Origin of the sequence: Citrobacter sp. Cpo037 (assembly GCF_030332945.1) — a bacterium.
In the GTDB taxonomy this organism is placed as follows: domain Bacteria; phylum Pseudomonadota; class Gammaproteobacteria; order Enterobacterales; family Enterobacteriaceae; genus Citrobacter; species Citrobacter portucalensis.
The window spans coordinates 1-22,480 of sequence record NZ_JAOWGW010000054.1 but is presented as its reverse complement, the minus strand read 5'-3'; the positions used below and the strand labels follow the sequence as shown (position 1 = coordinate 22,480).

At 51.5% G+C, this 22,480-nt stretch carries 23 protein-coding genes; 17 read left to right on the top strand and 6 right to left on the bottom strand.

Annotation, left to right across the window (positions count from 1 at the left end; all coding sequences use genetic code 11):
* Nucleotides 1-43: 43 nt before the first annotated feature.
* Together yghB and metC are read right to left on the bottom strand one after the other, a co-directional pair.
* Nucleotides 44-703 (bottom strand): DedA family general envelope maintenance protein YghB, encoded by a 660-nt coding sequence (yghB, locus tag OGX94_RS09440; protein WP_003024510.1) that lies wholly within the window; start codon nucleotides 701-703, stop codon nucleotides 44-46.
* A gap of 131 nt (nucleotides 704-834) precedes the next feature.
* On the bottom strand, nucleotides 835-2,022 hold the full coding sequence (gene metC / locus OGX94_RS09435; protein WP_257662108.1) for a cystathionine beta-lyase: 1,188 nt from the start codon (nucleotides 2,020-2,022) through the stop codon (nucleotides 835-837).
* Nucleotides 2,023-2,272: 250 nt separating this feature from the next.
* On the opposite strand from metC, the gene exbB reads away from it, so the two are divergent.
* Complete coding sequence (gene exbB / locus OGX94_RS09430; protein ID WP_003828371.1) at nucleotides 2,273-3,007, top strand: tol-pal system-associated acyl-CoA thioesterase; 735 nt, start codon at nucleotides 2,273-2,275, stop codon at nucleotides 3,005-3,007.
* A gap of 6 nt (nucleotides 3,008-3,013) precedes the next feature.
* Complete coding sequence (exbD, locus tag OGX94_RS09425) at nucleotides 3,014-3,439, top strand: TonB system transport protein ExbD (RefSeq protein ID WP_003828370.1); 426 nt, start codon at nucleotides 3,014-3,016, stop codon at nucleotides 3,437-3,439.
* Nucleotides 3,440-3,515: 76 nt separating this feature from the next.
* Here the strand turns inward: exbD and OGX94_RS09420 are convergent, their stop codons facing one another.
* On the bottom strand, nucleotides 3,516-3,923 hold the full coding sequence (locus OGX94_RS09420) for a hypothetical protein (RefSeq protein ID WP_003828369.1): 408 nt from the start codon (nucleotides 3,921-3,923) through the stop codon (nucleotides 3,516-3,518).
* Nucleotide 3,924: 1 nt separating this feature from the next.
* Nucleotides 3,925-4,329 (bottom strand): hypothetical protein, encoded by a 405-nt coding sequence (locus OGX94_RS09415; protein WP_003828367.1) that lies wholly within the window; start codon nucleotides 4,327-4,329, stop codon nucleotides 3,925-3,927.
* A 104-nt stretch (nucleotides 4,330-4,433) separates the two neighbouring features.
* Between OGX94_RS09415 and OGX94_RS09410 the strand changes: the two genes are divergently transcribed.
* A complete protein-coding gene (locus tag OGX94_RS09410) occupies nucleotides 4,434-4,937 on the top strand; it encodes an ESA_00282 family adhesion-associated protein (RefSeq protein WP_003828365.1) in 504 nt (167 codons plus the stop codon).
* Nucleotides 4,938-5,005: 68 nt separating this feature from the next.
* On the opposite strand, the gene OGX94_RS09405 is transcribed toward OGX94_RS09410, so the two are convergent.
* A complete protein-coding gene (locus OGX94_RS09405) occupies nucleotides 5,006-6,046 on the bottom strand; it encodes an aldo/keto reductase (RefSeq protein ID WP_257662107.1) in 1,041 nt (346 codons plus the stop codon).
* A gap of 155 nt (nucleotides 6,047-6,201) precedes the next feature.
* Between OGX94_RS09405 and yghX the strand changes: the two genes are divergently transcribed.
* The 11 genes from yghX to hybG all read left to right on the top strand — a co-directional run bounded on the left by yghX (nucleotide 6,202) and on the right by hybG (nucleotide 16,069).
* Nucleotides 6,202-7,089 carry a YghX family hydrolase gene (gene yghX, locus OGX94_RS09400; RefSeq protein ID WP_126957693.1) on the top strand — a complete coding sequence of 296 codons (888 nt, stop codon included), beginning with the start codon at nucleotides 6,202-6,204 and terminating at the stop codon, nucleotides 7,087-7,089.
* Between the two features lie 215 nt (nucleotides 7,090-7,304).
* Nucleotides 7,305-8,945 carry a methyl-accepting chemotaxis protein gene (locus tag OGX94_RS09395; protein ID WP_063941825.1) on the top strand — a complete coding sequence of 547 codons (1,641 nt, stop codon included), beginning with the start codon at nucleotides 7,305-7,307 and terminating at the stop codon, nucleotides 8,943-8,945.
* 84 nt (nucleotides 8,946-9,029) lie between these two features.
* Nucleotides 9,030-9,317, top strand: coding sequence for a DUF2623 family protein (locus tag OGX94_RS09390; RefSeq protein ID WP_003024490.1), 288 nt, complete (start codon nucleotides 9,030-9,032; stop codon nucleotides 9,315-9,317).
* Nucleotides 9,318-9,505: 188 nt separating this feature from the next.
* Nucleotides 9,506-10,624 carry a hydrogenase 2 small subunit gene (gene hybO, locus OGX94_RS09385; RefSeq protein ID WP_003024486.1) on the top strand — a complete coding sequence of 373 codons (1,119 nt, stop codon included), beginning with the start codon at nucleotides 9,506-9,508 and terminating at the stop codon, nucleotides 10,622-10,624.
* Nucleotides 10,625-10,626: 2 nt separating this feature from the next.
* Entirely contained in the window at nucleotides 10,627-11,613 is a 987-nt protein-coding gene (gene hybA / locus OGX94_RS09380) for a hydrogenase 2 operon protein HybA (RefSeq protein WP_003828357.1), read from the top strand.
* Complete coding sequence (gene hybB / locus OGX94_RS09375) at nucleotides 11,603-12,781, top strand: Ni/Fe-hydrogenase cytochrome b subunit (RefSeq protein WP_003828354.1); 1,179 nt, start codon at nucleotides 11,603-11,605, stop codon at nucleotides 12,779-12,781. Before hybA ends, hybB begins: the two co-directional genes overlap by 11 nt.
* The gene (hybC, locus tag OGX94_RS09370) at nucleotides 12,778-14,481 is read left to right on the top strand and encodes a hydrogenase 2 large subunit (RefSeq protein WP_003828353.1); all 1,704 of its coding nucleotides are present in this window, start codon (nucleotides 12,778-12,780) and stop codon (nucleotides 14,479-14,481) included. Before hybB ends, hybC begins: the two co-directional genes overlap by 4 nt.
* Nucleotides 14,481-14,975: a HyaD/HybD family hydrogenase maturation endopeptidase gene (locus OGX94_RS09365; protein ID WP_003828351.1), complete on the top strand. Its 495-nt coding sequence runs from the start codon at nucleotides 14,481-14,483 to the stop codon at nucleotides 14,973-14,975. Before hybC ends, OGX94_RS09365 begins: the two co-directional genes overlap by 1 nt.
* On the top strand, nucleotides 14,968-15,456 hold the full coding sequence (hybE, locus tag OGX94_RS09360; protein WP_003828350.1) for a hydrogenase-2 assembly chaperone: 489 nt from the start codon (nucleotides 14,968-14,970) through the stop codon (nucleotides 15,454-15,456). Before OGX94_RS09365 ends, hybE begins: the two co-directional genes overlap by 8 nt.
* Complete coding sequence (gene hypA / locus OGX94_RS09355; RefSeq protein ID WP_003828349.1) at nucleotides 15,449-15,790, top strand: hydrogenase maturation nickel metallochaperone HypA; 342 nt, start codon at nucleotides 15,449-15,451, stop codon at nucleotides 15,788-15,790. The genes hybE and hypA overlap by 8 nt, the downstream gene beginning before the upstream one ends.
* A 30-nt stretch (nucleotides 15,791-15,820) precedes the next feature.
* Nucleotides 15,821-16,069, top strand: coding sequence for a hydrogenase maturation factor HybG (hybG, locus tag OGX94_RS09350; protein ID WP_003024459.1), 249 nt, complete (start codon nucleotides 15,821-15,823; stop codon nucleotides 16,067-16,069).
* A 95-nt stretch (nucleotides 16,070-16,164) separates the two neighbouring features.
* On the opposite strand, the gene yghU is transcribed toward hybG, so the two are convergent.
* Entirely contained in the window at nucleotides 16,165-17,031 is an 867-nt protein-coding gene (gene yghU / locus OGX94_RS09345) for a glutathione-dependent disulfide-bond oxidoreductase (protein WP_048215544.1), read from the bottom strand.
* Nucleotides 17,032-17,249: 218 nt separating this feature from the next.
* On the opposite strand from yghU, the gene OGX94_RS09340 reads away from it, so the two are divergent.
* The 3 genes from OGX94_RS09340 to tssB all read left to right on the top strand — a co-directional run bounded on the left by OGX94_RS09340 (nucleotide 17,250) and on the right by tssB (nucleotide 22,436).
* Nucleotides 17,250-19,538: an FdhF/YdeP family oxidoreductase gene (locus tag OGX94_RS09340; RefSeq protein WP_126317418.1), complete on the top strand. Its 2,289-nt coding sequence runs from the start codon at nucleotides 17,250-17,252 to the stop codon at nucleotides 19,536-19,538.
* 153 nt (nucleotides 19,539-19,691) lie between these two features.
* Nucleotides 19,692-21,554, top strand: coding sequence for a bifunctional glutathionylspermidine amidase/synthase (gene gss / locus OGX94_RS09335; protein ID WP_003828343.1), 1,863 nt, complete (start codon nucleotides 19,692-19,694; stop codon nucleotides 21,552-21,554).
* Between the two features lie 468 nt (nucleotides 21,555-22,022).
* Nucleotides 22,023-22,436, top strand: coding sequence for a type VI secretion system contractile sheath small subunit (gene tssB / locus OGX94_RS09330; RefSeq protein WP_286569098.1), 414 nt, complete (start codon nucleotides 22,023-22,025; stop codon nucleotides 22,434-22,436).
* Nucleotides 22,437-22,480 lie beyond the last annotated feature (44 nt).

Sequence of the window (22,480 nt, the reverse complement as noted above, 5' to 3'; positions counted from 1 at the left end):
CATCAGGCAAAATGCCGGGGATTACCCCGGCTACGGATAATACTCAGGCGCTACAGTATTTTTTTTTAATCACCACGAACAATGTTCCCAACAGACCTGCGGTTAACAGGGCAATCGGCAGGATCATTAAAAAGGTCATCACCTGATCTTCATGGCGTTTAACGAACGGGATCATGCTCAGCGCATAGCCGAAACTGGTGACGACGGTGACCCACAGCAGGCCACTCAGCCAGTTAAAAAACTGGAACCGACGGTTAGGAAGCCCTGAAATGCCCGCCATCGTTGGCAGCAAGGTGCGAACAAACGCCAGAAAACGCCCTGCCAGCAGCGCCATCAGACCGTGTTGGTCAAACATGCAGGTTGCGCGCTGATGGTATTTTTCCGGTAATTGCGCCAGCCAGCCTTTCACCGTGCGCGTGTTGCCTAGCCAGCGTCCCTGAATATAACTCAGCCAGCAGCCCAGACTGGCTGCGGCCGTCAGAATAGCTATGGTAGGTAAAAAACTCATCACGTCCTGAGCGATCAGCGCTCCTGCCAGTAATAACAGGCTGTCTCCGGGTAAAAAGGAGGCGGGCAGCAGGCCATTTTCTAAAAACAGCGTGGCGAACATGACGAAGTACACCACGCTCACCACGTGCGGATCCGCCAGTGCGGCAAAATCGTGTTGCCAGAGCGCGGAGACAATATCTTGAATGACTACCATGGACTTTCCTGTGGAACAGCGTTTATGTGTGGATTGTACTCCTGAATTGCCCGGGATGCCTTGATCCCGGACGCAACAATTGCAGACTTTTCCACCAGAAGTGTCTGCATATATGTCCATCTGTGGCAATTTTACTCGATTCGGGCAAATCCTGCGGCCAAATCGGCAATCAGATCGTCAACATTCTCTAAACCGATATGTAAACGGATGAGCGTTCCGCTGAAATCCACCTCGCCTTGCGGACGGATTGCCGCAATGTGTTCCGGCTGGTTGGCGAGAATCAGCGACTCAAAACCGCCCCAGGAGTAGGCCATGCTGAACAGGCTGAAGTGATCCAGATACGCAGCAAGCTCCTCATTATTGAGCTTCTTATTCAATATAAAGGAGAATAGGCCGCTGCTGCCGGTAAAATCACGCTTCCAGAATTCATGGCCTTTACTGCCGGGCAGTGCCGGGTGGTTCACGCGGGCGACCTGCGGATGGCTGGCCAGCCACTCGGCGACCTTTAAGCTGCTTTCATGGTGCTGACGCAGGCGAACGCTCAGCGTACGCAGTCCACGGCTGGTCATATAGGCGGTATCGGCGTCCAGCATTTGCCCCATCAGATAGGCATTTTCGCGCAGTTGATCCCAGCAGCGGGCATTAGATACCGCCGTGCCGACCATGCCGTCAGAATGACCAATCAGATATTTGGTGCCTGCCTGAATAGAGATATCGATGCCAAAATCCAACGCTTTGAACAGCATCCCGGCAGCCCAGGTGTTATCAATCATGATGATTGCATCCGGCGCGACGCTTCTGACGGCGGCAACAATAGCGGGAACATCATGCACTTCCATAGTGACAGAGCCGGGAGATTCCAGAAATACGACTTTCGTGTTCGGCTGTATGTGCTTAACGATATCGGCGCCAACCAGCGGATCGAACCAGCCGGTGGACACGCCGAGCTTGCCGAGAATTTTGGTACAGAAATCCTGACTGGGTTCATAGGCGGTATTGGTCATCAGCACATGATCCCCTTGCTCCACAAAGGCAAGGATGGTGTTGGCAACGGCCGCCGCACCGCAGGGGAACAGTGCGCAACCCGCGCCACCTTCCAGTTCGCACATCGCTTCCTGAAGAGAGAAATGCGTCAGGGTTCCGCGACGTCCATAGAACAGTGCGCCGTTCGCCCGGTTGTGCGTGGCCTGTTTTTTGGCCTCTACGGTGTCAAAAACCAGCGAAGAAGCGCGCTGGATAACGCTATTTACCGAGCCCAGCGTGTACTTTTTACTGCGTCCTGCGTGAACGAGTTTGGTTTCAAGTTGCTTATCTGCCATGTTGTCTTACCTATTTTTATACGTCTGGATGTCTAAACTACCATGAATCAAAGATGACGCATCCTGCAGAACGGCCATACAGTAGAAAATAATCTCAAAATGCTTCTGGTGACTTTTTTACTGCGTGAGCGCAAGGAAAAGAAACCAAAGGTGCGGCAATATGTAAATAGTAATGAGAACGACTATCAATTCGACGTCGTTTTGATATGATTACGCTCAGATTTTGTGATTTGCGTCCTGGAGATACAGAGTGGGTAATAATTTGATGCAGACGGATCTTTCCGTCTGGGGTATGTATCAGCACGCCGATATCGTGGTTAAGTGCGTGATGATTGGGCTGATTTTGGCGTCAGTGGTCACCTGGGCTATCTTCTTTAGTAAGAGCCTTGAGTTCTTTACTCAGAAACGCCGCCTTAAGCGTGAACAGCAACTGCTGGCGGAAGCCCGCTCTTTAGATCAGGCAAGTGAGATTGCCGCAGGATTCGATGGCAAAAGCCTGGGCGCACAGTTGATTAACGAAGCGCAGAACGAGCTGGAACTGTCAGAAGGCAGCGAAGATAACGAAGGCATTAAAGAGCGTACCGGCTTCCGTCTGGAGCGTCGTGTGGCTGCGGTAGGTCGCCATATGGGCCGCGGTAACGGATACCTGGCCACCATCGGGGCTATCTCTCCTTTCGTCGGTCTGTTCGGTACCGTATGGGGCATCATGAATAGCTTCATCGGGATTGCACAAACCCAAACGACCAACCTGGCCGTTGTTGCGCCGGGTATCGCAGAAGCGCTGTTAGCGACCGCAATCGGTCTGGTCGCAGCAATTCCAGCGGTTGTTATCTACAACATTTTCGCACGTCAGATTGGCAGCTATAAAGCGATGCTGGGCGACGTCGCGGCACAGGTGCTGTTGTTGCAAAGCCGCGATCTGGACCTGAACGCGAGCGCATCCGCGCATCCGGTACGTGCAGCGCAGAAATTACGTGTAGGATAATGTTCCATGGCAATGAGCTTTAATGAAAACCTGGACGATAACGGTGAAATGCATGAAATCAACGTGACGCCGTTTATCGACGTTATGTTGGTTTTATTGATCATCTTTATGGTTGCCGCGCCGTTGGCAACCGTAGATGTGAAGGTGAATCTCCCTGCCTCCACCAGCACGCCGCAGCCGCGTCCGGAAAAACCGGTTTACCTGTCAGTTAAAGCCGATAAGAGTATGTTTATTGGCAACAATCAGGTGACGGATGAAACCATGATTAACGAGCTAAATGCGCTAACTGAAGGGAAGAAAGACACCACGATTTTCTTCCGGGCAGATAAAACCGTTGATTATGAAACCATGATGAAGGTGATGGATACGCTGCATCAGGCGGGCTTCCTGAAGATTGGTCTGGTTGGCGAAGAGACTGTGAAAGCGAAGTAATCCTCATCATGCCGGGTAATGGTTGCCGCCTTACCCGGCGTGCCTCTCCTGATTCAACTCCCTCGCACACTTGTTCTTATCTGTTCTCATCTAACGCGACCGTGGTTATTCTGGTGGGTTCGTAGTTCCCTTCAGACAGCTTTCGCGTCAGGCGTAAGGTGGCCGTTTCCCGCGCGAGTATATGCTGGTAGGTGCTTTCCAGTCGGGCCATGATTTTGTCCCGCAGTTCTGGTTGCTGCTCCATAATGGCTTCGATCGCGGCACCGTAGATCTCTTCTTTAGCCTGTAGCGAGTAAATTTCACGGCGATTTTGCCATTTCATCCGCACCAGTGCAGCGGGAATAGAGGCTATCTCCTGAGCAACGCTTTCCAGTGTCGTGTTTTTATTGGCAATCAACACGGCTAAATTTTGCTTTAAGACAAACTCATCGCTTTTATGGTTATCTAAAGCCAAATAAACATTATTATCCTCAACATCTTTCATTTTATTTCTCTTCCAGAGAATAAAAAATAGGATCGCTGGTTTCACGGGTAATTAAATTAAGCCAAATTTTGTTGCCCTGTTCATTTATGATGGCTGTTTTTTGAGTCAAAATTTTACTTAATTCTTGTGCATTAATGTCGCCTTCTGCCTGTAGTGAATTGAGCAGGCGAGAGAATGACTCAATTTTTGCTGCACGAAATAGACGCTCTTTTAAATGGCGGTCGCACTCTTCAAATAGCATATTCCGTGACTGACCGGTAGCGGTTGAGCTAATCAAAATATCGGATTCGTAATCGCTTAATGTTATCTTCCCCTGAGTCAAATTTTCACTATTATCTGTAGAGGTGGTATTGTCAGGTGAGCTGGATAAGTGAAAACGCGAGGGAACAAGATGCTCGGGAAGCATGTTGAAATATCCTTTGATGCCAATGATATGTTGTTTTAAATAAACCATGCCTCGTTGACAATAGCATGGCGTAATTTTAAAATCAAAAAAAATGGAGCCAGTATATGAACAGTATATTTTATTCTGTTATTACCCTGCTATTGCTGACTTGCGGGGTACTTTTGTTGATGCACAGTGCAAATAAAAACCGTAATGCAGAAAATGGATACGCTGAAAACCAGCCGGAAATACTGAGTAAAGAAGAGGGTGAAGATCATTTCTCGGTACTGATGAATTCGATTACTCCGGTTTGGTATTGGCGTGTCAATCACGAATATATCGATTTTATCCACTCGACGATCAAACGGATGACAATGGTGGAGCTGAATGAGACGCCAGGGCTATTTGATGCACAGCGGCGTTGCAGCGATCTCAACTCTGCGGTGTATAAATATTACGACAATATTAAAAAACGCTGCCTAAGTGGCGAGAAAGTCCCGCATGCCGATCTGGACGTGCTTAACTTACGTCAGTGCTTCAGGGAGTTCAGCCTGGAAGCCTATCCTGCACTTGTCGCGCTGGTGTGGCCGGAATATCAGCGCCCAGAAATCAAAGCAGAAGAGGTGTGAGGAGCTGGCTGGCCCGTATTACGTGCCGGGAAGAACAACGTTGCTACCCGGCACGGGATTACCTACGGTTATTTGTCAGATGAGGCCTGCCACAGGTTCAGCTTACCGTCCGCGACGTGCTTATCGATCTGCGCCAGTTCTTCGGCGCTGAACGTCAGATTCGCCAGCGCCTGAACGTTCTCTTCCAGTTGCTCCGGTCGACTGGCGCCAATCAATACCGACGTTACCCTGTTGTCTTTTAGCAGCCAGCTTAAGGCCATTTGTGCCATCGACTGTCCACGCTGTTGCGCCATCTCATTAAGCAAACGCAGGCTGGTAAGGTTTTCTTCCGTCAGCATGTTTTCCGTTAACCCACGAACTTTTTTCCCTTCACGCTGCATGCGTGAACCTTCCGGAATACCGTTAAGGTATTTCCCCGTCAGCAGTCCCTGAGCCAGCGGCGTAAATGCGATGCAGCCCATACCGTTGGATTCCAGCGTATCCAGCAGGCCGCTGCTGTCTACCCAGCGGTTAAGCAGGTTGTAAGACGGCTGATGGATCAGCAATGGAATTTTCCATTCCCGCATCAGCTCGGCCATTTTCTGCGTACGTTCCGGGGAATAGGATGAGATGCCGACATACAGCGCTTTACCGCTTTGCACGGCGTGGGCCAGCGCCGAGGCGGTCTCTTCCATTGGCGTATTTTCGTCAACGCGGTGAGAGTAGAAGATATCGACATAGTCGAGACCCATGCGTTTCAGACTCTGGTCGAGGCTGGCGAGCAGGTATTTGCGCGAACCGCCAGAACCATATGGCCCAGGCCACATGTCATAGCCTGCCTTGGTGGAGATAATCAGTTCATCGCGATAGTGTGCAAAATCCTCGCGCAGCAATCGGCCAAAATTCTCTTCTGCGCTGCCTGGTGGCGGCCCATAGTTATTGGCTAAATCAAAATGCGTGATGCCTAAATCAAATGCTTTACGCAACAGGGCTTGCTGTGAATCCAGCGCCTGAACGTGCCCAAAACTGTGCCATAAACCCAGCGATAGCGCGGGTAAACGCAAACCGCTGCGCCCACAGTAGCGATAGAGCATCTGCTCGTAACGTTCAGGATTGGCAAACCAGGCCATGAGATCTCCTTAGTGCAGGTGAATTTCGAAACAACGTTTCTATTCTAGCGGGTTCACGGTGAATATCCCGTTCACCAGGTCACACTGAGATGAAAAACTGGGCAAAAACAGGTCACTGTGCTTTGCTTAAAAAAACATCAATCAGGAGTGCGACGATGCCGCGTTTGACTGCCAAAGATTTTTCGCAAGAACTGCTCGACTACTATGACTATTACGCGCATGGCAAAATAACGAAACGCGAGTTTCTCAATCTGGCAGCGAAATATGCAGTGGGTGGCATGACGGCGTTGGCCTTATTCAATTTATTGAAACCCAACTATGCCCTCGCAACGCAGGTAGAATTTACCGATCCCGATATTCTGGGGGAATATATTACCTATCCTTCGCCTGAAGGGCATGGTGATGTGCGGGGGTATTTAGTTAAACCTGCGAAGGTGACGGGGAATGTTCCGGCGGTGGTGGTAGTACATGAAAATCGTGGGCTGAATCCGTATATTGAAGATGTGGCGCGACGGGTGGCGAAGGCGGGCTTTATGGCACTCGCGCCTGATGGATTAAGTTCGGTAGGGGGATATCCAGGCAATGATGATAAAGGTCGGGAATTGCAGCAGCAGGTTGACCCCGTAAAGTTAATGAACGACTTTTTTGCCGCCATTGAATTTATGCAACATTATTCGGGGACCACGGGAAAGGTAGGTATCACCGGATTTTGCTACGGTGGTGGCGTATCGAATGCCGCCGCAGTGGCATTCCCGGAACTGGCCTGCGCGGTGCCTTTTTATGGGCGTCAGGTTCCTGCGTCAGATGTCCCTAAAATAAACGCGCCTTTATTACTGCACTATGCGCAATTAGATACACGTATTAATGAAGGATGGCCTGCCTATGAAGCGGCGCTTAAGGCCAATAAGAAAGTCTATGAAGCCTATATCTATCCCGGCGTTAATCATGGCTTTCACAACGATTCGACCCCCCGTTATGATAAAGCTGCCGCTGATTTAGCCTGGGAACGTACTCTTGCGTGGTTTAACAAATATTTACGATAGAAAACAATAGATTATTTAATGCTTATAACTAATTACCTGAATAATAATGCTACCGAATTTCATTAGCATTCATATTGATATAGTGTGGAGAGATAGTGGATGTACTTAAGAAAGTAAAAAAATAAAGAACGCATTATATCTTCTCTGTTGCCTGCCGATAACAAGGATAAGTATCGCCTGATGGCGAATTCCTCATCAACGGCAAGGAAATTATTATGCGTTTGCTGAAAAACTTCACTATTCGTATTGTCATGTTGGCAATACTGGGACTTTTTTGCCTGCTCTGGTCAGGCGTGGGTTTATTCAGTCTTCATTCGTTATCAAAAATATCTGAAGGCAATGATATTGACCGTCATCTTGTCCATCAGATGACGGTTCTCAGTCAGGGCAACGATCAGTACTTTCGCTTCGTAACGCGCTTAAGTCGCGCCATGGATGTCAAAATGAGTGGCGGAACGCCTGATTTTGCGCCGGCGCAACAGTCCCTTGAGAATATGAGCAAAAAACTCCAGGAGATGAAAACATTATCTCCGGGCCCTATGGACCCTGACGTCGCTAACGCAGTACTGACGAAGTGGCAGGCGCTGCTGGACAACGGCGTGATCCCGCAAATGCAGCTGGCGCAGCAGGGTACGCTTACGGCCTTTGCGGAGCATGCCAGCACTATTACACCCGCGTTGAGCCGTGAATTTGGCGCCAGTGCCGAGCGATTTAACGCCACGGCAGGCGAGCGACTCGATACCACCCGCGTGATGGTCGATGGCAAAACCTCTATCATCCGGACGCTAATTATCACCGCCGTTATCCTTGGGATTGCCCTCCTTTTCTTTACCGACCGCTACCTTGTTTCCATGATGGTGAAACCGCTGGGACGTATTCGCCAACAGTTCCAGCAGATTGCGCAGGGCGATCTCAGCCATCCCATCGAAGATTTTGGTCGTAACTGTGTGGGTCAACTGGTGCCGTTATTGTGCGCGATGCAGGATAGCCTGCGTGAAGCCGTCAGTACCATCCGTTCAGGTAGTGACAATATCTGGCGAGGGGCGACGGAAATTTCGACCGGGAATAACGATCTCTCCTCACGTACTGAAGAACAGGCTGCGGCACTGGAAGAGACCGCTGCCAGCATGGAGCAGCTGACCGCAACGGTAAAACTGAACGCAGAAAATGCGCGTGAAGCCAGCCAGCTTGCCGATACGGCCACAGAAACGGCAGGCAAAGGGAGCACGCTGGTTTCGGAAGTGGTTGAGACGATGGACGGCATTGCCGCCAGTTCTAAACAGATCGCGGAAATCACGTCAGTTATTAATAGCATTGCTTTCCAGACCAACATTCTGGCGCTGAACGCGGCGGTTGAAGCAGCCAGGGCAGGCGAGCAGGGGCGCGGTTTTGCCGTCGTTGCCGGTGAAGTACGCAACCTTGCCAGTCGCAGCGCCGGGGCGGCGAAAGAGATTGAGACGCTGATTGGCGAGTCATCGCGTCGTGTTGATCAGGGTGCTCGTTTGGTTAAAGAAACAGGATTAACCATGGAGGCGATTCTGCGCGGCGCCACCGAAGTGACTGTCATCATGAAGCAAATTGCCTCTGCCTCGGAAGAACAGAATAAGGGTATCTCGCAGGTGAGCGTGGCGATCACGCAGATGGACAGCGTAACGCAACAGAATGCTGCGCTGGTAGAACAAGTTTCCGCCGCGGCAGTAGCGTTGGAACGACAAACAGAGGAGCTGCAACGCTCGGTGCAACAGTTCCGCCTTTCCGCTAATGATGTGCAATACACAGCCAGCCAAACCGCTTCCTCTTCAGCAGACAGCAAAACGTCTGCGGCCGCTAAAACGGATGAGTGGGTGTCCTTTTAAGCCGTTATAAAAAGTTCGTGATACCTCTGGTCTTTGCTTAAAAAATCGCTATATAATTTATTATATAGCGATTGGAGGTTATGCATGGACAACCATTTTGGTAAAGGTCTGATGGCCGGATTAAACGCCTCAAGTGCGGATAGTGCACGCTCGGTGGCGAATTTTTGTGCGGATTATAAGCGTGGTTTTGTGCTGGGATTTTCACATCGAATGTTTGAAAAAACGGGCGATCGACAGCTCAGCGCGTGGGAAGCGGGGATCCTGACGCGCCGTTATGGGCTGGATAAAGAGATGGTGATGGATTTCTTTAAAGAGAACCAGTCCAGTACAACAATTCGGTTTTTCATGGCCGGCTATCGACTCGAAGCTTGATCCGAAAGGGGTATTATCTTGCTTTAATTAATTACACTATTGACCTACGCCTTCGTTTTGTTGCTCCGCCGAAGTATTATAATGCACATAACCATATAAAAAGTGTGGTAATGGCGCGCCGATCGCAATATGCAACATGCGAATGGTGCAAAATAAAAGCCAGGTCTTCGCAACGGAATAACTATAAAATGACTGGAGATAACTCTCTCATCAATTCGAGCGGCATTAATCGCCGTGATTTCATGAAGCTTTGTGCAGCACTGGCCGCTACCATGGGGCTCAGTAGCAAAGCCGCCGCAGAAATGGCCGAATCAGTTTCTCGTCCTCAGCGCCCACCGGTTATCTGGATTGGTGCTCAGGAGTGTACGGGTTGTACTGAATCGCTGCTTCGCGCGACACACCCTACAGTGGAAAACCTCGTTCTGGAGACAATCTCTCTGGAATACCATGAGGTGCTCTCTGCCGCCTTCGGCCATCAGGTCGAAGAGAACAAACATAACGCTCTGGAGAAGTACAAAGGGCAATATGTTCTGGTAGTAGATGGTTCTATCCCACTGAAAGATAATGGTATTTACTGCATGGTTGCCGGTGAGCCGATCGTGGATCACATCCGCCGGGCCGCAGAAGGCGCAGCCGCTATCATTGCCATCGGCTCTTGCGCCGCGTGGGGTGGTGTTGCTGCCGCTGGCGTTAACCCAACGGGTGCCGTCGGCCTGCAAGAAGTTCTGCCAGGCAAAACCATCATCAACATCCCCGGCTGTCCGCCGAACCCGCATAACTTCCTCGCAACGGTCGCGCATATCATCACTTATGGTAAGCCGCCGAAGCTGGATACCAAAAACCGTCCGACATTCGCCTATGGCCGTTTGATTCACGAACACTGCGAACGTCGCCCGCACTTCGATGCTGGTCGTTTTGCTAAAGAGTTTGGTGATGAAGGCCACCGTGAAGGTTGGTGCCTCTACCATCTGGGCTGTAAAGGGCCAGAAACCTACGGCAACTGCTCAACGCTGCAATTCTGCGATGTGGGTGGCGTGTGGCCGGTGGCTATCGGTCACCCTTGCTACGGCTGTAACGAAGAAGGCGTCGGCTTCCATAAAGGTATTCACCAGCTTGCTCATGTGGAAAACCAAACGCCGCGTTCCGAGAAACCTGACGTCAACATGAAAGAAGGCGGCAATGTTTCTGCCGGAGCGATTGGACTGCTGGGTGGCGTAGTAGGACTGGTTGCCGGTGTCAGCGTGATGGCGGTTCGTGAACTGGGGCGTCAGCAGAAGAAAGATAACGCTGACTCACGGGGAGAATAACCGTGAACAGACGTAACTTTATAAAAGCAGCCTCCAGCGGGGCATTGCTGTTGGGCGCAGCGCCGTCCATCAGCCATGCGGCTGCAGAAAACCGTCCGCCGATCCCAGGTTCTCTTGGGATGCTCTATGACTCGACGCTGTGCGTAGGCTGCCAGGCCTGTGTCACCAAGTGTCAGGATATCAACTTCCCGGCGCGTAACCCGGAAGGCGAGCAAACCTGGTCGAACAACGACAAACTGTCGCCGTATACCAATAACATCATTCAGGTGTGGCGTAGCGGAACAGGCGTTAACAAAGACCAGGAAGAAAATGGCTACGCATACATCAAGAAACAGTGCATGCACTGTGTTGATCCGAACTGCGTTTCCGTTTGCCCGGTCTCCGCGCTGAAGAAAGATCCGAAAACCGGCATCGTCCATTATGACAAAGATGTCTGCACGGGCTGTCGTTACTGCATGGTCGCCTGCCCGTACAACGTGCCTAAGTACGACTACAACAACCCGTTTGGTGCGCTTCACAAATGTGAACTGTGTAACCAGAAAGGCGTTGAGCGTCTGGACAAAGGTGGTTTACCGGGTTGTGTTGAAGTGTGCCCTGCCGGTGCGGTGATTTTTGGTACGCGTGAAGAGCTGATGGCTGAGGCGAAAAAACGTCTCGCGCTGAAGCCTGGTAGCGAATACCACTATCCGCGTCAGACGGTGAAAGCAGGCGATACCTATCTGCATACGGTACCGAAGTACTACCCGCACCTGTACGGTGAGAAAGAAGGCGGTGGTACGCAGGTTATGGTACTGACGGGTGTTCCTTACGAGGATTTGGATCTGCCGAAGCTGGATGATCTTTCAACTGGTGCGCGTTCCGAACATGTTCAACATTCCCTGTACAAGGGCATGATATTACCCCTGGCTGCGCTGGCGGGCTTAACCGTGCTGGTTCGTCGTAACACGAAAAACGACCATCACGATGGAGGAGACGATCATGAGTCATGATCCTAAACCGCTGGGCGGAAAAATAATCAGCAAACCGGTCATTATTTTTGGGCCGCTTATCGTCCTGTGTATGCTCCTGATCGTGAAACGTCTGGTCTTCGGACTGGGCTCAGTCTCCGATCTGAACGGCGGTTTCCCATGGGGTGTATGGATCGCGTTTGACCTGTTGATTGGTACTGGCTTCGCGTGCGGCGGTTGGGCGCTGGCATGGGCGGTGTACGTTTTCAACAGAGGACAATACCATCCATTGGTTCGTCCGGCGCTGCTGGCGAGCCTGTTTGGCTACTCGCTGGGTGGTCTGTCGATCACCATTGACGTCGGTCGTTACTGGAACCTGCCGTATTTCTACATTCCGGGCCACTTCAACGTGAACTCGGTACTGTTCGAAACGGCGGTCTGTATGACCATCTATATCGGCATCATGGCGCTGGAATTTGCTCCGGCTCTGTTTGAACGTCTGGGGTGGAAAGTTTCCCTCAAACGTTTGAATAAAGTGATGTTCTTTATTATTGCCCTCGGCGCGCTGCTGCCAACCATGCACCAGTCTTCAATGGGTTCATTGATGATTTCTGCGGGTTATAAGGTGCATCCGCTATGGCAAGCTTATGAAATGCTGCCGCTTTTCTCGGTATTAACCGCCTTTATTATGGGCTTCTCGATCGTCATCTTTGAAGGCTCGTTGGTACAAGCCGGTCTGAAAGGTAACGGTCCGGACGAGAAAAGTTTGTTCATCAAGCTGACGAATACCATCAGCGTGCTGCTGGCGATTTTCGTCGTCCTGCGCTTTGGCGAACTGATCTATCGCGACAAGCTGTCCTATGCGTTCTCAGGCGATCTTTACTCCCTGATGTTCTGGCTTGAAGTCGTGCTGATGGTCTTCCCGCTGGTGGTGCTGCGCGTCACTAAGCTGCGTAATGACTCGCGCATGCTGTATCTGTCTGCGCTGAGCGCGTTGCTGGGTTGTGCAACATGGCGTCTGTCCTATTCGCTGGTGGCGTTCAATCCTGGTGGTGGCTACCACTACTTCCCGACCTGGGAAGAGCTGTTGATTTCTATTGGTTTTGTGGCTATTGAGATTTGTGCATACATCGTACTCATTCGTCTACTGCCGATACTTCCTCCTTTAAAACAAAACGATCAAAATCGTCATGAGGCGAGCAAAGCATGAGCCAGAGAATTACTATTGATCCGGTAACCCGTATTGAGGGTCATTTACGCATCGACTGCGAAATCGAAAATGGCGTGGTATCTAAAGCATGGGCTTCCGGTACCATGTGGCGTGGCATGGAAGAGATCGTGAAAAACCGCGATCCGCGCGATGCCTGGATGATTGTGCAGCGTATCTGTGGCGTTTGTACGACCACTCACGCTATCTCTTCCGTTCGTGCAGCAGAAAGTGCGCTGAATATTGATGTTCCGGTGAACGCACAGTATATCCGTAACATCATTCTGGCCGCGCACACCACGCATGACCACATTGTTCACTTCTATCAGTTGTCTGCGCTGGACTGGGTGGATATCACTTCTGCACTGAAAGCCGACCCAGCGAAAGCGTCTGCCATGCTGAACGGCGTGTCCTCCTGGCACCTGAACAGCGCAGAAGAGTTCACCAAGGTTCAGAACAAGATCAAAGATCTTGTTGCCAGCGGTCAGTTAGGCATTTTTGCTAACGGTTGCTGGGGTCACCCGGCAATGCAGCTGCCGCCGGAAGTGAACCTGATTGCGGTCGCACACTACCTGCAAGCGCTGGAATGCCAGCGTGATGCCAACCGCGTTGTGGCACTGTTAGGCGGTAAAACGCCGCACATCCAGAACCTGGCGGTAGGTGGGGTTGCTAACCCAATTAACCTTGACGGCCTCGGTGTGCTGAACCTTGAACGCCTGATGTACATCAAGTCCTTCATCGATAAGCTGAGCGACTTCGTTGAGCAGGTGTACAAGGTTGATACCGCGGTTATTGCTGCGTTCTATCCTGAGTGGCTGGAACGTGGTCAGGGTGCGGTTAACTACCTGAGTGCGCCGGAATTCCCGACAGACGGTAAAAACGGCAGCTTCCTGTTCCCGGGCGGTTATATCACCGATGCCGATCTTTCGACCTATCGTCCGATCACCTCTCACTCAGATGAGTACCTGATCAAAGGGATTCAGGAGAGTGCGAAACACGCGTGGTACAAAGACGAAGCGCCGCAGGCTCCGTGGGAAGGCACAACGGTTCCTGATTACACCGGTTGGTCAGACGACGGCAAATACTCCTGGGTTAAAGCACCGACCTTCTACGGTAAAACGGTTGAAGTGGGTCCGCTGGCCAACATGCTGTGTAAACTGGCGGCCAAACGCGAGTCTACCCATGCCAAGCTGAATGAAATCATCGCGATTTACACCAAGCTGACTGGTAAAACTATCGAAGTGTCGCAGTTGCACTCTACGCTGGGCCGTATTATTGGCCGTACCGTTCACTGCTGTGAACTGCAGAACGTTCTGCAGGATCAGTACAACGCGCTGATTGTGAACATCGGTAAGGGCGACCACACCACCTTCGTGAAACCGGATATTCCGGCAACGGGCGAATTCAAAGGTGTTGGTTTCCTCGAAGCGCCACGCGGTATGCTGTCTCACTGGATGGTGATTAAAGACGGCATTATCAGCAACTACCAGGCGGTTGTACCGTCAACCTGGAACTCTGGCCCACGTAACTTTAATGATGAAGTGGGACCATATGAGCGCTCGCTGGTAGGTACGCCGATTGCCGATCCAAACAAACCGCTGGAAGTGGTTCGTACCATTCACTCCTTCGACCCTTGTATGTCATGTGCGGTGCATGTGGTGGACGTTGACGGGAACGAAGTGGTCTCAGTTAAGGTTCTGTAATGCGGATATTAGTCTTAGGGGTCGGCAATATTTTGCTGACCGACGAAGCCATCGGGGTACGTATCGTTGAGGCATTAGAGCAACGGTACATCCTGCCAGACTTTGTTGATGTTCTGGACGGTGGTACGGCTGGGATGGAGCTTCTCGGCGATATGGCGAACAGAGATCATCTGATCATTGCTGACGCCATTGTGTCGAAGAAAAACACGCCAGGAACGATGATGATCCTGCGGGATGAAGAGATCCCGGCGCTGTTTACCAACAAAATCTCACCGCACCAGCTTGGCCTGGCCGACGTATTGTCGGCCCTGCGTTTTACCGGCGAGTTTCCGAAAAAGCTGACCTTAGTCGGCGTTATTCCGGAATCGCTGGAACCGCATATCGGGCTAACGCCAACGGTTGAAGCGATGATTGAACCGGCGCTGGAGCAGGTTCTTGCCGCGCTTCGCGAATCAGGCGTTGAAGCGATCCCTCGGGAGGCGGCTCATGTCTGAGGAGTTTGTCGGTTTTCAAACGGCCCCGAAGACGCAGATTCAGGCAGCGTTTGAAGAGGTTGCCCGGCGTTCGATGCACGATCTCTCTTTCTTGCATCCGAACATGCCGGTGTATGTCTCTGATTTTACGCTGTTTGAAGGGCAGTGGACGGGGTGTGTTATCACACCCTGGATGCTCAGCGCACTGATTTTCCCCGGACCGGACCAGATCTGGCCGGTGCGTAAAGTCAGCGAAAAAATCGGGCTGCGTCTGCCGTATGGCGAGATGACCTTTACCGTTGGTGAACTGGATGGCGTATCGCAATACCTTTCCTGTTCACTGATGTCGCCGCTTTCGCACAGCATGTCGGCGCAAGAAGGTGTGCGTCTGACTGACGATTGCGCGCGCATGCTGTTATCGCTGCCGGTGAGCGATCCGAATGCGCCGCAGCTAAATCGCCGCGCGCTACTGCTGGGTCGTCGGAACTGCGAAAATGCATGAGCTGTCCCTTTGTCAGAGCGCGGTTGAGATTGTTCAACAGCAGGCAGAGCAGCACGGTGTCAAACGTGTAACCGGCGTTTGGCTGGAAATCGGAGCGCTCTCGTGCGTTGAAGAGAGCGCCGTCCGTTTCAGTTTCGACATCGTCTGTCAGGGCACGCTGGCGCAAGGGTGTGAGCTGCATATTGATTACAAACCAGCCCAGGCATGGTGCTGGGATTGCAGTCAGGTTGTGGAAATCACCCAGCATGATGCGCAGTGTCCACTATGTCAGGGCGATCGTCTGCGGGTTGATGCAGGCGATTCACTGAAAGTGAAAAGTATTGAAGTCGAATAACCCATAGGTTGCTATGGGGCGGAGTCAGATATGTGTATTGGAGTCCCTGGTCAGGTTCTGGCCGTTGGTGAAGATATTCACCAGCTTGCGCAGGTTGAAGTGTGCGGCATCAAACGTGATGTCAATATTGCCCTAATTTGTGAAGGTGATACCGCTGAGCTGGTCGGGCAATGGGTGCTGGTGCACGTAGGGTTCGCCATGAGCATCATTGATGAAGATGAAGCTAAAGCCACGTTAGACGCACTTCGCCGCATGGAGTACGACGTCACCAGCGCGTGATTTTATGCCGGATGGCGGCGCAAACGCCTTATCCGGCCTACGGCATGGCATCTTTGTAGGCCTGATAAGACGCCCCGGCGTCGCCATCAGGCATTTTAACCCTGGCGCTTATCTTCGGTATTGGTGTCGAAGTCGCTGGCGTCATGACGTTCATGAAGCTGCTCGTTCAGCGGCCCGTTAGTGCGGTTTACAATACGACCTCGCTTAACTGCCGGACGCGCGGCAACCTCTTTTGCCCAGCGCTGCACGTGCTTGTAACTTCCTGCATCGAGGAACTCTGCCGCGTCGTACACGTTACCCAGCACCACATTGCCAAACCATGGCCAGACCGCCATATCGGCAATGGTGTATTCATCTCCTGCCACAAACTGATGCTGTGCTAACTGCTTATCCAGTACGTCGAGTAAGCGTTTGGCTTCCATGGTGAAGCGGTTGATCGCGTACTCAATTTTTACCGGCGCATAGTTATAGAAGTGACCAAAACCACCGCCGAGGAACGGCGCCGCACCCTGTAACCAGAACAACCAGTTCAGCGTTTCAGTACGTTTTGCCAAATCCTGCGGCAGGAAATAACCGTATTTTTCTGCCAGATAGAGCAGAATTGCGCCAGATTCGAATACGCGAACCGGTGGGTTTTGCGAATGGTCACGCAGCGCCGGGATCTTCGAGTTCGGATTCACCTCAACAAAGCCGCTGGAAAACTGATCGCCATCGCCGATGCGGATAATCCAGGCATCGTATTCCGCACCCTTCACGCCCTGTGCCAGTAACTCCTCCAGCATAATCGTCACTTTCTGCCCGTTTGGCGTACCCAGCGAATAGAGCTGTAGCGGATGCTTGCCAACCGGCAGCGTTTTCTCGTGGGTGGCACCGGAAACCGGGCGGTTGATATTGGCGAATGCGCCGCCGTTCGACTTTTCCCACGTCCAGACTTTCGCGGGCTGATAGGTATTGTCTGACATATTGACCTGCCTTCTGAGTGGTTGTGTTGATGCAGTGTAGCAGTTAGGTAGAACTCAATTTAACAGATTGGGACTTTATGTCGCTTTGTGCTGAAAGGGGAAGATAAATCTAACCCGTTCATTGTACCTGGCCCGTACTCCATGAAGAGGAAATCAATGTTGGACGGAAATTGCTACCGTATTCACCATCAAAAATTGGCGGCGAATAAGCAGTAATAATGAAAAATGGTGTTCCAGGAGTAAGCGGTTATCAGGGCCCTGCGGGTGGGTGGGGCGCGGTAAAAGCCGTCACTGCTTCGGTGTTTTCGCAAAAGGCTGTTGCGCGCGACATTATCGCGATGTTCAAAATGAACCAGGTGAAAGGGTTCGATTGTCCGGGATGTGCGTGGCCGGACCCAGGGCATCGTGCGCCAATGGAGCTGTGCGAAAATGGCGTTAAGGCGGTTTCCTGGGAGACAACCAGTAAGAAAGCGTCACCGGAATTTTTCAGCCGTCACCCGGTTTCCACACTCTGGCACTACAGCGATTATGAACTGGAAAACATTGGTCGTTTGACGCATCCAATGAAATACGATGCAGTGTCAGACACCTGGCAGGCGGTAGATTGGGATTTCGCCTTTCGGGAGATCGGCGAGCGTCTGCGCAGCTATGACTCAGCACAACAGGTTGAATTTTACACCTCCGGCAGAACGTCAAATGAGGCGGCGTTCCTGTATCAGCTGTTTGCCCGCGAATATGGTAGTAGCAACTTTCCTGATTGCTCAAACATGTGCCACGGACCGACCAGCGCAGGGCTAACGCCGGCCATTGGTCTTGGGAAAGGGACCGTTGAACTTGATGATTTCGACCACTGCGATCTGGTGATTTGTATCGGGCATAACCCTGGTACTAACCATCCACGCATGCTGACCACCTTGCGCGACGTTGCCAAACGAGGAGCCAAAATTATCTCCATCAACCCGCTGAACGAAAGGGGGCTTGAGCGCTTTAGCTTCCCGCAAAGCGCGAAAGAGATGTTCACCGGTCAGGCGACGGAGCTGAGCAACGACTACTACCAGGTAAAAATGGGCGGGGACGCCTCGTTGCTCAAAGGCATAATGAAGGCGCTAATCGAAATGGACGAAGCGCGGATCCTACTGGATCAGCAGCCGACGCTCGATCATGCGTTTATCGACCAACATACCGCGGGATATGCAGCGCTGTATGACGACTTACGTCAGCATAACTGGGCTGAGCTGGAACAGGACTCGGGCCTGACGCGCAGTCAGATGGAAGATCTGGCGCACAGCTACAGTAAATCCAGCGCCACGATTGTTTGTTATGGTCTGGGCATCACTCAGCATAAAAACGGCACCGAGAACGTCCAGCAGCTGGTAAATCTGTTGCTGCTGAAAGGCAATATGGGTAAGCCGGGGGCGGGGATCTGCCCGTTACGCGGTCATTCTAACGTGCAGGGCGATCGTTCTGTAGGGATCAACGAAGCGGCGTCCGAAGACTTCCTGCAACGCCTTGAGAAGCATTTTTCTATCCGTGTTCCGCGCAAACATGGCCGCTCCAGCGTGGAGAGTATTCGGGCCATCGAGCGGGGAGATGCAAAAGCGCTCATCTGCATGGGCGGCAATCTGGCGGTAGCGATGCCCCAGCCGCAGCGTACCTTTGCGGCGATGAAAAATCTGGATCTGCAGGTCCATGTGGCGACCAAACTGAACAGATCTCATCTGCTGCTGGCAAAGCATAACTACCTGCTACCTGCATTAGGCCGAACGGAGCGCGACATGCAGGCGACGGGGATCCAGTCGGTGACCGTCGAAGATTCTATGTCGATGGTTCACGCTTCCTGCGGCGCGCTGAAGCCGGCTTCCCGCTGGCTAAAATCGGAGCCCGCGATTGTGGCGGGCATGGCGCGTGCCACGCTACCGCGTTCACCGATCAACTGGGAAGCATTTACCGGGGACTACGCGTTGATCCGTGACGCCATTGAAGCCGTGATCCCGGCGTTCCACGATTACAACGCACGTATTGCCGAGCCGGGCGGATTTCGTATGGATACGCCTGCTTCGCGCCGTGAATGGCAAACGGCGAATGGCAAAGCCAACTTTATCGTCAGTAATCAGCGGGCGGTGGAGCGGGAACATCAGCCTGCCGATGCGCTGGTGCTGGCGACGTTGCGTAGCCACGATCAGTACAACACCACGATTTATGGGATGAACGATCGCTATCGTGGCATTACCGGTCGTCGGGATGTGGTGTTTTTAAGCGCCGAAGAAGCGACGAGCCGCGGTCTGAGCCAGGGTGATGTGGTCAACGTTCAGGCGCTGGACGACAATGGTCAGCCCTGCGCGGATCGCATCATGTACGGTTTAACGGTGGTGATTTACAACATGGCGGCTGGCTCAATTGGCGCCTATCTGCCAGAAGCGAATGTCCTGCTTTCGCTGGATGCGGTAGATACGCAAAGTTTGACTCCGGCGTATAAAAGCGTACCGGTTACCCTGACCAAAGCGTAGTTCCTGCTGTGAATTTTTCGCCTCTGAGCGCCAGCCGCTGCGTTGAGGTGTATGATGATGTCGACCTCTGTCCGGTTAGTGTCGCAGAGCAGGCAACCAGAGCGAAAAATTCACGCCAACCTGCTCAGGCTGTATTGTTTTGAGGTAAGGTGCATGAGCAAAGGAACGACCAGTCAGGATGCCCCATTCGGGACATTATTGGGCTACGCCCCAGGTGGCGTAGCAATCTACTCTTCAGATTACAGCTCCCTCGACCCACGGGACTACGACGATGATGCGGCATTTCGCAGCTATATCGACGATGAATACATGGGCCACAAATGGCAGTGCGTAGAGTTCGCACGCCGCTTTCTCTTCCTAAACTATGGCATGGTCTTCACCGATGTGGGTATGGCCTGGGAGATCTTCTCCTTACGCTTCCTGCGCGAAGTAGTGAATGACAACATCCTACCGTTACAGGCATTTCCGAATGGTTCGCCCCGCGCGCCGGTAGCAGGCGCTCTGCTTATCTGGCAAAAAGGCGGCGAATTTAAAGATACCGGGCATGTGGCGGTCGTCACCCAGTTGCTGGAAAACAAAATCCGTATTGCCGAGCAGAACGTGCTCCATACGCCGTTGCCTCCCGGACAGCAGTGGACCCGCGAACTGGAGATGGTGGTTGAGAACGGTTGTTATACCCTGTGTGATACCTTTGACGACACCACTATCCTTGGTTGGATGATTCAGACCGATGATACCCGTTACAGCCTGCCGCAGCCGGAGATCGCCAATGACTCGCTGAAAATCAGCGGTGCGCGACTGGAAGATAATGGGCAGTTTGACGGCAAATGGCTGGATGAACAGGATCCGCTGCAAAAAGCCTACGTGCTGGCGAATGGGCATGTGATTAATCAGGACCCTCATCAGTACTTCACCATTACCGAGAGCGCCGAGCAGGAGCTGATTAAAGCCACCAACGAGCTGCACCTGATGTATCTGCATGCGACCGACAAGGTGCTGAAAGACGACAACCTGCTGGCGCTGTTTGATATCCCGAAAATCCTCTGGCCGCGCCTGCGCCTTTCCTGGCAGCGTCGTCGGCATCATATGATTACGGGGCGTATGGATTTCTGTATGGATGAACGTGGACTGAAGGTGTATGAGTACAACGCCGATTCCGCATCGTGCCATACCGAAGCCGGTTTGATTCTCGAAAGATGGGCCGAGCGTGGTTACACAGGGCAGGGACACAACCCGGCTGAAGGGTTGATCAACGAACTGGCAGGTGCCTGGAAGCACAGCCGTGCACGTCCGTTTGTCCACATCATGCAGGATAAGGATATCGAGGAAAACTATCACGCGCAGTTTATGCAGCAGGCGCTGCGTCAGGCCGGGTTTGACAGCAAAATTCTGCGAGGTCTGGATGAACTGCGCTGGGATGACGCCGGTCAATTGATTGACGGGGACGGTCGTCTGGTGAACTGCGTCTGGAAGACCTGGGCGTGGGAAACCGCAATTGAACAGGTGCGCGAGGTCAGCGAAACGGAGTACGCCGCGGTGCCAATTCGTACCGGGCATACGAATCAGGAAGTGCGCTTAATCGATGTGTTGCTGCGCCCGGAAGTGCTGGTCTTCGAACCTCTGTGGACGGTTATCCCTGGCAACAAAGCGATTCTGCCGATCCTTTGGCAACTGTTCCCGCACCACCGTTATCTGCTTGATACGGATTTCACTGTTAATGAAGAGCTGGCGCAAACCGGTTATGCGGTGAAACCTATTGCAGGACGTTGTGGCAGCAACATCGATCTGGTGAGTCATCAGGAAGAGCTACTGGATAAAACCAGCGGTAAGTTTGCCGAGCAGAAGAACATTTATCAGCAGCTTTGGTGTCTGCCAAAAGTTGCCGGTAAATATATCCAGGTTTGTACCTTTACCGTAGGTGGTAACTATGGCGGTACCTGCCTGCGTGGTGACGAGTCGCTGGTGATTAAAAAAGAGAGCGATATCGAACCGCTGATTGTGGTGAAGGAAGACTAATCTTTCTGCTCGCTCATGAGTGAGATATGAAAAGCCGGAGTATATCTCCGGTTTTTTTTATTTATGATTAGATTGATAGCACTTATATTTAAATGAGTATCTATATTTATATAAATGACAGTAAATATTCTCATGGTAAATGATATTTAATGATTAATGCATTCGTTAAATGAATGCATTAATCATTAAATAATTATTGTTGTTTGTATTAGATAAATATCTTCTTGATTGTCATTTTAAATATAAAAACATAATGTGTTATTCGATTAATTAATGACATTGATCATGTTTTTACCTATGGAATATATCGGATTGCATTAGCGTGATAATTATAATAGTTAATTGTCATCAACAGCCATTGTTAACTGCCTGCAGAAATGACGTTGTAAGAAACATGTTGAGCGATTGGAACGTGCTCCATTAGGAAACGCAAAATACCGGCAGGAGTCGCCGGTCTGAGAGGGACGTATGGGTGACAGTTTTCAGAATGAAGTGCCGACGGCACGCGTTAATATTAAGTTAGATTTACACACCGGAGGCGTTCAAAAGAAAGTTGAATTGCCTTTAAAACTACTAACTGTCGGTGATTTCAGTAATGGCAGAGAGCAGCGACCATTATCTGAGCGTGAAAAGATAGATATTAATAAAAATAATTTTAACGATGTGTTGGCCAAGTTTTCACCAGTGGTTAATTTAAGTGTTAAAAATACGTTAGCTGATGATGACAGAAAGGACGATATTAACCTTACCTTTAAGAATATCCGCGATTTTGAACCTGAGCAGGTCGCACGAAATATCCCACAATTACGTGTTCTGTTGGCTATGCGTAACTTACTACGTGACCTGAAATCTAAGGAAGGTGCGAACAAGTTCCTGATATGAGATCATCATATTCATCCGGAGCGCATCCCAGAGGGACATCATGA